The 12,529-nt window shown below is 70.9% G+C and carries 9 protein-coding genes; 4 read left to right on the top strand and 5 right to left on the bottom strand.

Going from position 1 to position 12,529, the window contains the following annotated elements:
• Positions 1-209: 209 nt before the first annotated feature.
• Positions 210-803 carry a TIGR00730 family Rossman fold protein gene (locus ACFZBU_RS02765; RefSeq protein WP_391581640.1) on the bottom strand — a complete coding sequence of 198 codons (594 nt, stop codon included), beginning with the start codon at positions 801-803 and terminating at the stop codon, positions 210-212.
• Positions 804-1,120: 317 nt separating this feature from the next.
• On the opposite strand from ACFZBU_RS02765, the gene ACFZBU_RS02760 reads away from it, so the two are divergent.
• The 3 genes from ACFZBU_RS02760 (at position 1,121) to def (ending at position 4,175) form a co-directional block, all read left to right on the top strand.
• A complete protein-coding gene (locus tag ACFZBU_RS02760) occupies positions 1,121-1,666 on the top strand; it encodes a hypothetical protein (protein WP_020554763.1) in 546 nt (181 codons plus the stop codon).
• A 155-nt stretch (positions 1,667-1,821) separates the two neighbouring features.
• On the top strand, positions 1,822-3,441 hold the full coding sequence (locus ACFZBU_RS02755; protein ID WP_391581639.1) for a hypothetical protein: 1,620 nt from the start codon (positions 1,822-1,824) through the stop codon (positions 3,439-3,441).
• A gap of 56 nt (positions 3,442-3,497) precedes the next feature.
• A complete protein-coding gene (gene def, locus ACFZBU_RS02750; protein ID WP_391581638.1) occupies positions 3,498-4,175 on the top strand; it encodes a peptide deformylase in 678 nt (225 codons plus the stop codon).
• 173 nt (positions 4,176-4,348) lie between these two features.
• Here def and ACFZBU_RS02745 read toward each other — a convergent pair whose 3' ends face one another.
• The gene (locus ACFZBU_RS02745) at positions 4,349-7,201 is read right to left on the bottom strand and encodes a vitamin B12-dependent ribonucleotide reductase (RefSeq protein WP_391581636.1); all 2,853 of its coding nucleotides are present in this window, start codon (positions 7,199-7,201) and stop codon (positions 4,349-4,351) included.
• Between the two features lie 120 nt (positions 7,202-7,321).
• Positions 7,322-7,825, bottom strand: coding sequence for a transcriptional regulator NrdR (gene nrdR / locus ACFZBU_RS02740; RefSeq protein ID WP_391581635.1), 504 nt, complete (start codon positions 7,823-7,825; stop codon positions 7,322-7,324).
• A gap of 583 nt (positions 7,826-8,408) precedes the next feature.
• Here nrdR and lexA point away from each other — a divergent pair.
• Positions 8,409-9,164 carry a transcriptional repressor LexA gene (gene lexA, locus ACFZBU_RS02735; protein ID WP_391581790.1) on the top strand — a complete coding sequence of 252 codons (756 nt, stop codon included), beginning with the start codon at positions 8,409-8,411 and terminating at the stop codon, positions 9,162-9,164.
• A gap of 137 nt (positions 9,165-9,301) precedes the next feature.
• On the opposite strand, the gene ACFZBU_RS02730 is transcribed toward lexA, so the two are convergent.
• Positions 9,302-11,353 carry an ATP-dependent DNA helicase gene (locus ACFZBU_RS02730; RefSeq protein ID WP_391581634.1) on the bottom strand — a complete coding sequence of 684 codons (2,052 nt, stop codon included), beginning with the start codon at positions 11,351-11,353 and terminating at the stop codon, positions 9,302-9,304.
• 104 nt (positions 11,354-11,457) lie between these two features.
• On the bottom strand, positions 11,458-12,426 hold the full coding sequence (locus tag ACFZBU_RS02725) for an SGNH/GDSL hydrolase family protein (RefSeq protein ID WP_391581633.1): 969 nt from the start codon (positions 12,424-12,426) through the stop codon (positions 11,458-11,460).
• Positions 12,427-12,529 lie beyond the last annotated feature (103 nt).

Genomic DNA, 12,529 nt, shown 5'->3' with positions numbered 1-12,529 from the left:
TGCCGGAGAAGCAGCCGCATGGTGGTTCCCTTCGGCTGTTTCTCCGGTGCGGCGAGACGAGCGCAGCGAGGAGCCCGAAGGGCGGATGCCAGGCGGCGCGGCCCCACCAGGATCCACCGGACCCGGCCTAGGCCGCGCCGGCCCGACCGCCGGCCGGGCCCCGGCACCGCGTCGACGGGCCGGTCCGTGGGCGGGCCGGCCCGGACCGCTCACGGCTTCGGCGGCGCCGCCGGGTCCAGGCCGCCCGCCCACTTGGGCAGCGGCGGTTGCCACCCGTTCGTCCGGGCCAGCAGGTCCGCGCCGTCCCGGGCCACCAGCAGGGTCGAGCGCAGCTCCGGCTTGAGGAAGCCGTTCGCCGTCATCGTGTCCAGCGCGTCCAGGAGCGGCCGCCAGAAGCCGTCCACCTCCAGCACCGCCACCGGCTTGGCGTGGATCGCCAGGTGTTGCCAGGTCCACACCTCGAAGAGTTCCTCCAGGGTGCCCGCGCCGCCGGGCAGCGCCACGAAGGCGTCCGCCTGCTCGGCCATCGCCGCCTTGCGCTCGTGCATGGTCTCGGTGACCTGCAGCTCGGTCAGGCCCAGATGGGCGATCTCCCGGTCCACCAGCGAGCGCGGCATCACCCCGATCACCTCGCCGCCCGCCGCCAGACACGCGTCCGCCACCGCGCCCATCAGGCCCACGTGCCCGCCGCCGTAGACGATCCCGACGCCGGCCTCCGCGAGGGCGCGACCCAGCTCGATCGCCGCCTCCCGAAACCGCGGCGAGACACCCGACGCCGATCCCGCGAACACCGCTACCCGCATGTCAGGCTCCCTGCACTGCCGACCACCGAAGTGATTCGTATCGAACCGGTTCGCCACGAAGTCTGCCAAGCCACCGCCGGGGCACGGCGCCTGCCCCGGCCCGTCGACCGACCCCTCGACCGACCCGGCGATCGGCGCCGCGCGGCGCGGCCGGCGAATCGGTATCGCACCGACGGCGAATCGAGTCGATGAATCGTCTATCCCGCACCGGAGCGGCGGTACAGTCCCGGCATAGAAGGGCAAACTCGGCCATCGTCGGCGGCGGTCACACAACCCGACGTTGACGGGAAGACCCCCCGCCACGGCAGAATGCCCGCGTGCCCGCCACCGAGCGCCCTGCCTCGGACATCCCGTTCGAGCGGCTGTTTCCCGATCTCGACGACCATGGCCGCGAACGCCTGGTCGCCGCCGCTCAAGCGCTCGATCTGCGCCGCTCCCTCGACGATCCCGCGCGCTGGTTCTGGAACGAGCCCGACCCGCTGAGTCCCGAGCCCGAGCCCGAGCCGTCCCCGCACATCCTGGGCACCGCGCTGCTGCTGTACGAGGCCGACGGCGACTGGCTGGAACTGGGCCTGGACGTGTGGCAGCTGGACGGTCCGTTCGTCAGCGTCACCGCCACGGTCGAGGTGGCGTGCTGGTGCGACACCGATCACAACATGCACGCCGTGCAGCGCGCGGAGTGGCCGGCGTCCACCGCGCAGGCGTTCCTGGAGGCGTTCCACACCGCCGCGCTCTCGGTGATCCGCCGGATCGAGGGTCCGCGCGACCCGCGCGACCTGCGCGCCCGTGCGGGGCTGCCCAACCCGCCCGAGCCACCCCCTGAGGATGACCTGCCCGGCCCCCCATCCGGCCCCGTGGTCTGAACCGCCGTTTCATCCGAACGAAGGATTTTTTCGCGCCGCACCGGTGATTCCACGGTGGACATTGCGCCATGGCACGCCATACATCGGACAATCCGGCGTCCTACCTCAGTGCCCACCTGCACCACTTCGGCCCCGATCTGAAAAACTAAGCCGTCATGACACATGCTCTGGACGGCCGCATACCCCTCGGGGAGCCCAAGTCGGATGCCGGCGGCACCACCCGCCGCGCCTGGCGACGGCACCTGCGCGGGGTCCTGATCGCGGTCGCCGAGCATCCCTACGTGATCACCCTGGCCCTGGTCGGGCTGCTGACCGTGCTGGGCATCAACGGCGCCGACTGGCCCGCGCAGATCTTCCGTGCCTGGCTGGTGCGCGACCACGGCGCGGTGCTGTGGAACAACCAGTGGTACGGCGGCCACCTGCTGCCCGGCTACAGCGTGATCACCCCGGTCCTGGCCGGTGGGATCGGCACCCGCCTGCTCACCGCCATCTCCTGCGTGGCCGCCGCGTGGGCGTTCTCCCGCCTGCGCCTGGGCCGCGGCGACCTGGCTCGCCGGGTCGGCAGCTGCTGGTTCGCGGTGATAGTCAGCATCGAGTACCTGATCGGCCGCACCCCCTTCGTGCTCGGCGTGGCCGCCGGGCTGATGGCGATCCTGGCGGCCCGCACCGGGCATCGTGCGTGGGCCGCGGTCGCCGCCGGGTTCTGTGGCCTGGCCAGTCCGCTGGCCGCCGCGTTCCTGCTGATGATCGCGCTCGCGTGGGTGCCCGCCGAGCGGGTGTGGGCGACCCGGTTCAGCCTCGCCCCGGCCGTGATCGGCCTGGTGATGTCGCTGATCTTCCCCGGTGGGGGCGACTTCTCCTTCCCGCTGTGGCGGTTCGCCGCGATCCTGGGCTTCGCGGGGGTGGGGCTGGCCTTGCTCCCGCGCACCGAGGTCAGCGCGCGCCGCTTCCTGTGGCTGTACGCGCTCTCCTCCACCGTGCTGTTCCTGATCCCCAGCGCGGTGGGCGGGAACGTGGCCCGGCTCGGCGAGTTGTGCGCCGGCCCGCTGATGGCCGTGGTGCTGCTCTCGCTGGGCCGCAGGCGGCTGGTGGTGCTGCTCGCCATCCCGCTGCTGGCCTGGCAGTTCTCCTCGGCCGGCAAGGCGGTCGCGTTCAACAACCAGGACAGCACCGGCAAGAACTCCGCCTACTACACCGGCATGCTCGACTTCCTGGAGCGGGCCAACCTGCCGGTGGGCCGGATCGAGATCCCGTTCACCCGCGGCCACTGGGAAACGGTCTACGTGGCCGAGCACATGCCGCTCGCCCGCGGCTGGGAGCGCCAACTCGACCGCGCGCACAACGCGGTGCTCTACGGCCCGACGCTGGACGAGGGGGAGTACCACGGCTGGGTGCGCGAGACCGGCGTGCGCTTCATCGCCCTGCCCGACGTGCCGCTGGACCCCTCCGCCAAGCGCGAGGCGGAGATCCTGCGCGCCGGCGCCGACTGGCTGGTGCCGGTGTGGTCCGACCCGCACTGGGTGATCTGGGAGGTCGCCGACCCGGTTCCGCTGTTGGACGGCCCCGGCCAGCTCGTGGACATCACCCCCAGCGGTTTCACGCTGCTCGCCCAGCAGGCCGGCACGTTCACCGTGCGCATCCACCGAACCAGCTGGTTCGTCGCGAACAAGCCCAACACGAGCATCGGCGAGACCGAGGACGGCTGGACCGAGATCACCGTCACCGAGCCCGGCGAGGTCACCATCACGGCCAAGGCGTCGGCAGTCCTGCCCTGACGGGTGCGGGTAGGGTGATTCGGGTTCATGCCCTGGTGGAAAGGTAAAGCAAACCGATGGCCGAGCACCACGACCACTCCAGCCACGATCACCACGATCACGAAGAAGGCCGGATCTTTGTGATGGGCCGCCCGGTGGACTCGTACCCCGCCATGGCGCCCGAGGCCGCCCGCGGCAAGGTCCTGCGCGTCACCGTGGTCGGCGAGGACGTCCTGCACCGGCCCTGCGCCGAGATCACCGAGTTCGGCACCGAGGAACTGAACACGCTGATCGACGACATGTTCCTGACCATGTACGTCGCCGACGGCGTGGGCCTGGCCGCGAACCAGGTCGACGTCGGCATTCGGCTGTTCGTGTACGACTGCGTGGACGAGGACGGCCACCGGCACGTCGGCCACCTGATCAACCCGGTCCTGGACGAACTGCCCGCGACCGAGCGGCACCTGGAGGAGGCGGGCGAGGGCTGCCTGTCCGTCCCCGGCCCGCACGAGGACCTGGCCCGCCCGGACCGCGCGATCGCGCGCGGGGTGGACAAGGACGGCAACCCGCTGGTGATCGAGGGCGAGGGCTACTTCGCCCGCTGCCTCCAGCACGAGACCGATCACCTCAACGGATACCTGTACATCGACCGCCTCTCCAAGCGCGAGCGCAAGAACGTGCTCAAGGAGATGGAGTCGATGCGCGACGAGGTCTTCGCCAAGCGCGACGCGAAGGCAAAGCAGCTCGCGGGCTGACCCGCCGGGGCGGTGCGCGAGCCGACCCGCCGGGGCGATCCACCGCACGCGAGCCGAACCGTCGAGCACGTAGGGCCCGCACCACCGCGCCGCGTGCCCACCGCGCCGAAAGGGGCGGGGAACCGAACTCGGTTCCCCGCCCCTTTCGGGCGTTCACGTCAGCGACGCTCGGGTCAGCTGCAGCCGCTGGTCGAGCCGCAGCCCTCGCACACGTAGCAGCTGCCGGCCGGGCGCATCTTGATCCCGCAGGAGAAGCACAGCGGGGCGTCCGCGCTGCGGCCCTGGCGGGCCTCCAGCAGCTCGGTGGAGGAGTGCACCGCGGCCGGGACCGGCTTGAGGTCCGGGGCCTTGGGCGCGGCGTCCACCGGCGCGGACTGCGCGAGCGTGCGCATGTCCTCGACGGCGGCCGGCTCGTCCGGCTCGTAGGAGCCGGTCTCCAGGTGCCGGGTGCGCTCCGCGGCGGAGTGGATGCCCAACGCCGAGCGGGTCTCGAACGGCAGGTGATCCAGCGCCAGGCGGCGGAAGATGTAGTCGACGATCGACTGCGCCATCCGCACGTCCGGGTCGTCGGTCAGACCGGCCGGCTCGAAGCGCATGTTGGTGAACTTGGAGACGTAGGTCTCCAGCGGCACGCCGTACTGCAGGCCGACCGAGACCGCGATCGAGAAGGCGTCCATCATGCCCGCGAGGGTCGAGCCCTGCTTGGACATCTTCAGGAAGACCTCGCCGAGGCCGTCGTCCGGGTAGGAGTTGGCGGTCATGTAGCCCTCGGCGCCACCCACCGAGAAGGACGTGGTGATGCCGGGCCGGCCCTTGGGCAGGCGCTTGCGCACCGGGCGGTACTCGACGACCTTCTCCACCACGGCGGCCGCGGTCGACTTGCCGTCGTCCGCCTTGCCCTTGTTCTCGCCCTTGCCGGCCGACAGCGGCTGGCCGACCTTGCAGTTGTCGCGGTAGATCGCCAGCGCCTTGATGCCGAGCTTCCAGCCCTGGAAGTAGATCTCCTCGATCTCCTCGACGGTGGCGTCCTCGGACATGTTGACCGTCTTGGAGATCGCGCCGGAGATCCACGGCTGGATCGCCGCCATCATCCGCACGTGGCCCATCGGCGAGATGGTGCGCTCGCCCATCGCGCAGTCGAAGACCTCGTAGTGCTCGAGCTTGAGGCCGGGCGCGTCCACCACGTGGCCGTGCTCGGCGATGTGCTCGATGATCGCCTCGACCTGCTCGGGCTGGTAGCCCAGCCGGCGCAGCGCCCGGGCGACCGTGCCGTTGACGATCTGCATCGAGCCGCCGCCGACCAGCTTCTTGAACTTCACCAGCGCGAGGTCGGGCTCGACACCGGTGGTGTCGCAGTCCATCATCAGGCCGATCGTGCCGGTCGGGGCCAGCACCGAGGCCTGCGCGTTGCGGAAGCCGTTCTTGTCGCCGAGCTTGGCGACGTCCTTCCACGCCTTGGTCGCCAGGTCCCACACGGGGGCGTCCAGGTCGTCCATGCGCTTGCCCGCGTCGTTGGCCTCGGCGTGCTGGCGCATGACGCGCTTGTGCGGCTCGGCGTTGCGGGCGTAGCCCTCGTACGGGCCGACGATGGCGGCGAGCTCCGCGGAGCGCTTGTACGCGGTGCCGGTCATCAGCGAGGAGATCGCACCGGCCAGTGCCCGGCCGCCGTCGCTGTCGTAGGCGTGACCGGTGGCCATCAGCAGCGCGCCCAGGTTGGCGTAGCCGATGCCCAGCTGGCGGAACGCGCGGGTGGTCTCGCCGATCTTCTCGGTCGGGAAGTCGGCGAAGCAGATCGAGATGTCCATCGCGGTGATGACCAGCTCGACGACCTTGGCGAAGTTGACCGCGTCGAAGGTGTCGTCCTCGCGCAGGAACTTCATCAGGTTCAGCGACGCGAGGTTGCACGACGAGTTGTCCAGGTGCATGTACTCCGAGCACGGGTTGGACGCGGTGATCCGACCCGACTCGGGGCACGTGTGCCACTTGTTGATCTCGTCGTCGTACTGGATGCCCGGGTCGGCGCAGGCCCACGCGGCCTCGGCCATCTTGCGGAACAACGCCTTGGCGTCGACCGTCTCCAGCACGTCGCCGGTGAGCCGGGCGCGCAGGCCGAACTCGCCGCCCTGCTCGACCGCGTTCATGAACTCGTCCGAGACGCGGACCGAGTTGTTCGCGTTCTGGTACTGCACCGACGCGATGTCGGCGCCACCGAGGTCCATGTCGAAGCCCGCGTCGCGCAGCGCGCGGATCTTCTCCTCCTCCTTGACCTTGGTGTCGATGAAGTCCTCGATGTCGGGGTGGTCGACGTCGAGGACCACCATCTTGGCCGCACGGCGGGTGGCGCCGCCCGACTTGATGGTCCCGGCCGAGGCGTCCGCCCCGCGCATGAAGGAGACCGGGCCCGAGGCGTTGCCGCCGGAGGTGAGCAGCTCCTTGCTGGAGCGGATCCGGGACAGGTTCAGGCCGGCGCCGGAGCCGCCCTTGAAGATCAGGCCCTCTTCCTTGTACCAGTCCAGGATCGAGTCCATCGAGTCGTCGACCGACAGGATGAAGCACGCGCTGACCTGCTGCTTCTGCGCGGTGCCGACGTTGAACCAGACCGGCGAGTTGAAGCTGAAGATCTGGTGCAGGAGGGCGTACGCGAGCTCGTGCTCGAAGATCTCCGCATCGGCGGGGCCGGCGAAGTAGCCGTTCTCCTCGCCGGACTTGCGGTAGGTCTTGACGACCCGGTCGATCAGCTGCTTCAGGCTCCACTCGCGCTGCGGCGTGCCCACCGCACCGCGGAAGTACTTGCTCGTGACGATGTTGACCGCGTTCACCGACCAGGAGTCGGGGAACTCGACACCACGCTGCTCGAAGTTGATCGAGCCGTCGCGCCAGTTGGTCATGACGACGTCACGACGCTCCCAGACCACCTCGTCGTAAGGGTGGACGCCGGGGGTCGTGTACACGCGCTCGATCCGCAGGCCCTTGCCGGGTCGTGACCGGCCGGAACCGCGGGCCGATCCGCTCGTCGTCTCTGTCATGCCGTCTCCTCTTTTGAACAACGCCGTGGGCAGGCCGGAGCATCCCGGGGGATGTCCCGCCGACCGGTCGGGTGGTCCGTCGTTCGTGTGCTACCGAAATTGATTTCTGGTGATCCGCGGTCAGTCCGAGGTGGGACCGTCCGCCGCGTCCACGGGCACCGCGGGCTGCGCCGACTCCGCGCGACCGGCGCGCAGCAGGGCGACTTCGGCCTCGAAGTCCTCCAGCGACTCGAAGGCTCGGTACACGGACGCGAACCGCAGGTAGGCGACCTCGTCGAGCTCCCGCAGCGGGCCCAATATCGTCAGGCCCACGTCGTGGGTGGTCAACTCGGCGCATCCGGTGGCCCGCACCGCCTCCTCGACCCGTTGACCGAGCAGGGCCAGCGCGTCACCGGTGACCGGGCGGCCCTGGCAGGCCTTGCGCACGCCGGCGATGACCTTGTCCCGGCTGAAGGGTTCGGTGACGCCGCTGCGCTTGATCACCGTGAGCGAGGCGGTCTCGATCGTGGTGAACCGCCGTCCGCAGTCCGGACACGATCGTCGGCGCCTGATCGCGGCGCCGTCGTCGGTGGTCCGGCTGTCCACGACGCGGCTGTCCGCTCGCCGACAGAAGGGGCAGTGCATGCGGTTCCTCTCCCCCTCGTTGAGACGCAGGTCGTACGTGTTGCCCGTGCGTGCCGCGCGCGGTATGGCGAAGCGTGCCCGGTCGTTGCCGCGCCCTCGCCCCGAGGGCCGCCGCGAAGGGGCCCGTCCGGTGCGCTCCGGGAATATGGTATATACGGCAACCACAACTTGTGGGTTCCTTCAACGCCCTCGACCACAAGATGTAGTGGCTACGGTAGACCGCGACCCCGAGCGCTGCAAGCCGACTCGCAGACACTCGGAGAGCCTTCGGTGACCTCTCGTCATCCCCGCAGGTCACCGCCCGCCGGCGGCGAGAAATTAACCCGGCCGGCCGCGTGTCGCGGCATACGGGTGACGGATGCGACATATCGGGCACTGGAAACGATGGCTTTTCCCAGTCGAATTCGAATGTATGTACGATTACTACAGCGGGAACCGAATGATCGCCACTGGATTGGCCTAAATTCACTCGAACGTGTGTTTGGCGCAACCTTTCGAACCCGACTACCGTTCTCCACGTGCGAGCAATCCGTCGAAAGGGCCAGCCGTGACCGGAGAAGCCACCGGAGCAATCCACCCCGGAATCCGCACCGAAACTCTCCCTGCGAAACACCCGCACAGCGCCTCCGTGCCACCCCCGACGCCTGCCCCGGGCACCGAGAACGGGCAGGTCCAGGGCGGTGTGACGCGGCGCCCGACGGGGGGGCTGACGCCGCGCCAGACGCGCGTCCTCGAAGTGATCCGCACCTCCGTGGAGTCCCGCGGATATCCGCCGAGCATGCGGGAGATCGGCGAGGCCGTCGGCCTCTCCAGCACTTCCTCCGTCGCGCACCAACTGATGGCCCTCGAACGCAAGGGCTATTTGCGCCGTGATCCGCACCGGCCGCGCGCCTACGAGGTGCGCTCGCCCGACGGCGGCCGGCCGCTGGCGCCGGCCGGGCCGCACGCCGAACGCGGCTCGCAGGCCGCGTCCTACGTGCCGGTGGTCGGCCGGATCGCGGCCGGTGGCCCGATCCTGGCCGAGCAGTCCATCGAGGACGTGTTCCCGCTGCCGCGCCAGCTCGTCGGCGACGGTGACGTGTTCCTGCTCAAGGTGAGCGGCGACTCGATGATCGAGGCCGCGATCATGGACGGCGACTACGTCGCGGTGCGCCGGCAGCCGGTCGCCGAGAACGGCGACATCGTCGCGGCGATGATCGACGGCGAGGCCACCGTCAAGCGCCTGCGCCACCGGGACGGGCACCGCTGGCTGATGCCGCACAACCCCGCCTACGAACCCATCCCGGGAGACGAGGCGACCATCCTGGGCCGTGTGGTGGCCGTCATGCGCCGGGTGTGAGATGAGCGGGGACGGCGACATACCGGCTGCGGGCGGTCGTGCGGCGAGATCTCGCCGCCCGACCGCCCGTCTCACGTGCGCGGCACGCCGGCGCCCGCGGTCGGGGCCCGGCTCGCCCCCGCCCTCGCGGTAGCGCTTCAGGCCGGCTCGCCCCGGCCGTCCTTGTCGATCGCGGCCAGCGAGCGGCGTACCTGATTGCGGTCCTCGGTGTACCACAGCGGCGGCATCGAGGCCCGGAAGAACCCGCCGTAGCGGGCGGTGGCCAGGCGCGGGTCGAGCACCGCCACCACCCCCCGGTCGTCCATCGCCCGGATCAGCCGCCCGGCGCCCTGTGCCATCAACAGCGCGGCATGCGTGGCCGACACCGCCATGAAGCCGTTGCCGCCGTTCTCCTGCACCGACTGCGCCCGCGCGCTCATCAACGGATCGTCCGGACGCGGGAACGGGATCCGGTCCATGATCACCAACTGACAGGACGGCCCCGGCACGTCCACGCCCTGCCACAGCGACAACGTGCCGAACAGGCACGTACGCGGCTCGGCGGCGAAACGGCGCAACAGCTCCGCCAACGAGTCGTCGCCCTGGCACAGGATCGGCAGGTCCAGCCGCTCGCGCAGCGCCTCGGTGGCCGCCTCCGCACCGCGCCGCGAGGAGAACAGGCCCAGCGCCCGCCCACCGGCCGCCTCGATCAGCTCGGCGAGTTCGTCCAGGGTGTCCGCGCTCATTCCGTCCCGACCGGGCGGCGGCAGATGCCGGGCGACGTAGAGGATGCCCTGTCGCGGGTAGTCGAACGGCGAGCCCACGTCCAACGCACGCCACCGCGCCAGGTCCGCGTCGGTGTCCGGATCCGCGTCGTCGTCGGACTCCTCGCCCTCGCCCGGCTGCACCGCCACCTCGGTGGGCACCGGCTCGGGCTCGTCGGTGAGCAGCCCCTCGGCGGTCAGCCCCAGGCTGCCGGCCACGCCCCGGAAGTCGCCGCCGAGCTTGAGCGTGGCCGAGGTGAGCACCACCGTGCGGTCCCCGAACAGCGCCTCGCGCAACAGCCCGGCCACCGCGATCGGGGCCACCCGCAACGACGCACCGGTGCGCTCGTTGCGCTCCAGCCAGATCACGTCGTGCGGCGAGTCCTTGAGAATGCGCTCGCACGTGTCGTGGATGTGCTCGACGCCGGCCAACGCCTGGCGACGGGCCGCGTCCTCGTTGCTCAGCGACTTGTCCCGGACCTCGCCGAGCGAGGTGATCACGCCGCGGCTCGCGTCGCGCAGCGCGGACACCGTCCAGCCCAGATCCGGGTCCAGCTCGCGCAGCCGACCGGGCTCGCGCCCCTCCATGGTCTTCTTGAACGCCTCCGAAGCGGCGTCCAGGTTGTCCACGGCGCTCTCGTTGGCCAGCTTGCCCGCGCGGCGCGCGGCCCGGTCCACCGCGCTCAGGCTCAGCTCGGCGGTGGCCACCCCAGTGGCCCGGCTCGCGAACTCGTGCGCCTCGTCCACGATCAACAGTTCGTGCTCGGGCAGCACCGGCGCGTCCTCCAACGCGTCGATGGCGAGCAGCGCGTGGTTGGTGATCACGATGTCGGCCTGCTTGGCCCGCTCCCGCGCGGCCTCGGCGAAGCAGTCGTCGCCGTAGGGGCAGCGCGAGGCGCCCAGGCATTCGCGCGAGGACACCGACACCTGGGCCCAGGCGCGGTCGTTGACGCCCGGGCTCAGGTCGTCGCGGTCCCCGGTCTCGGTCTCGTCGGCCCAGTCCCGCAGCCGGACCACGTCCTGTCCGAGCCTGCTCGTGGGCGCCGGGTCGAAGAGCACCTCGCCCTCGTCCGGCGGCCCGTCGTGCAGGCGGTGCAGGCACAGGTAGTTGCCCCGGCCCTTGAGCGTGGCGAACGTCGGTGAGCGGCGCAACAGCGGGCGCAGCGCCTCGACCGTGCGCGGCAGGTCGCGCTCGACCAGCTGCCGTTGCAGCGCCAGCGTCGCGGTGGCCACCACGACCTTGCGACGGGCGGCCAGCGCGGGGACCAGGTAGGCCAGGGACTTGCCGGTGCCGGTACCCGCCTGGACGAGGAGGTGTTCGGCGCGGGCGACCGCGCCGGAGACGGCCTCGGCCATGGACACTTGTCCGGGCCGCTCCGCTCCGCCGACGGCGGCAACGGCGGCGTGCAGGAGTTCGGTCAGCTCGGGACGGTCGGAGTCGCTCATCGGGCGACAAGCCTAGATGCTCCGCCGGACATCCCTTACCACGCGGCCCGCTTCGCCCGGCTTCTCCCGCGCCGCTTTCTGTCGCGGGAGAAGCCGGGCGAAGATCAGCCGAGCTTGGCGAGCACCGCCTTGGCCAGGCCCTCCTGGCCGAGCGCGTTGGGGTGCACCGGGGCGGCGGGCGACTCGGGCTTGATCCCCTCGATCCACTTGGTGCCCGCCGGCCGGCACACGTCGTGGCCGGCCGAGCCGGCGTAGGTGTCCACGTACTCCGCGCCCTGGCCGGCCGCCTCCTTGGCGAGCATGTCGTTCAGTGCGGGCACCACCTTGCGCAGGTAGGGCAGGTCGCCCTCGGCGACCGGCACCTGGGCGGGGCAGGTGCCGGTCTCCGGGAGGATCGTGGGGTAGCCGACGACCAGGATCCGCGCCTTGGGCGAGCGCTGCTTGATGCCGGCGATGGTGGCGGCGATCTTCGGGCCGGTCTCGGTGATGCGCTTGGCCAGCTCGTCGTTGCCGCCGGCGGTGTACTTGTCGGTGCACGGCTGTGTGGACGTGGTGCTGCGGCTCTGGATCACGCACGTCGTGACGATCTCGGAGAAGCCGATGTCGTTGCCGCCGATGCCCAGGGTGACCAGCGCGGTGTCCGGGCGCAGCGCGTCGAACTGCGGCGGCGGCGAACCCTGGGTCTGCTGGCCGGCCGTCATGTCCGGGGTGCGGGCACCGCCGCAGGTGGCGTCGACGAAGCCGGTGATGTTCTGCTGCCTGGCCACCAGGTGCGCGTAGTTGCTCTCCGAGCGGCTGCATCCGGGCGGCGCGGCGGGCACGATCACGGGTATCTTCACGCCCGCCGCGTACGAGTCGCCGAGCGCGACGAAGGTGGCCCCGCTCGCCGCGGCGGGCAGTGCCTTGGGGTTCGCCGGGGCGTCCTTGCCGCCGCCCGGGGCGCCGGGCGCGTTCGGAGCGGCGGCCTTGCGGTCGGCGGAGGTGTCGGAGTCGGAGTCGTCCGAGCACGCGGACAGCGCGACGAGCGCCGTCAGCGCGGCCAGGCCCGCGATCGCCCTGCGAGTTGTGCGCACGTGCGCTCCCCTCTCGTCGTTGCCTTCCACCATTACCCGTCGGTAGGTTGCGGTGATCCGGCGAGACTAGGCGCTTGCGCACGCGGATTCCAGCACCGACGGG

Source organism: Embleya sp. NPDC008237 (assembly GCF_042956465.1).
Classification (GTDB): Bacteria; Actinomycetota; Actinomycetes; order Streptomycetales; family Streptomycetaceae; genus Embleya.
The sequence above is the reverse complement of the archived record's forward strand: the minus strand, read 5'-3'. Positions and strand labels throughout refer to the sequence as shown.

Coding starts and splice junctions, on each gene's coding strand:
- ACFZBU_RS02765 (WP_391581640.1), bottom strand. CDS start 803: ATGCGGGTAGCGGTGTTCGCGGGATCGGCGTCGGGTGTCTCGCCGCGG.
- ACFZBU_RS02755 (WP_391581639.1), top strand. CDS start 1,822: ATGACACATGCTCTGGACGGCCGCATACCCCTCGGGGAGCCCAAGTCG.
- def (WP_391581638.1), top strand. CDS start 3,498: ATGGCCGAGCACCACGACCACTCCAGCCACGATCACCACGATCACGAA.
- ACFZBU_RS02745 (WP_391581636.1), bottom strand. CDS start 7,201: ATGACAGAGACGACGAGCGGATCGGCCCGCGGTTCCGGCCGGTCACGA.
- nrdR (WP_391581635.1), bottom strand. CDS start 7,825: ATGCACTGCCCCTTCTGTCGGCGAGCGGACAGCCGCGTCGTGGACAGC.
- ACFZBU_RS02730 (WP_391581634.1), bottom strand. CDS start 11,353: ATGAGCGACTCCGACCGTCCCGAGCTGACCGAACTCCTGCACGCCGCC.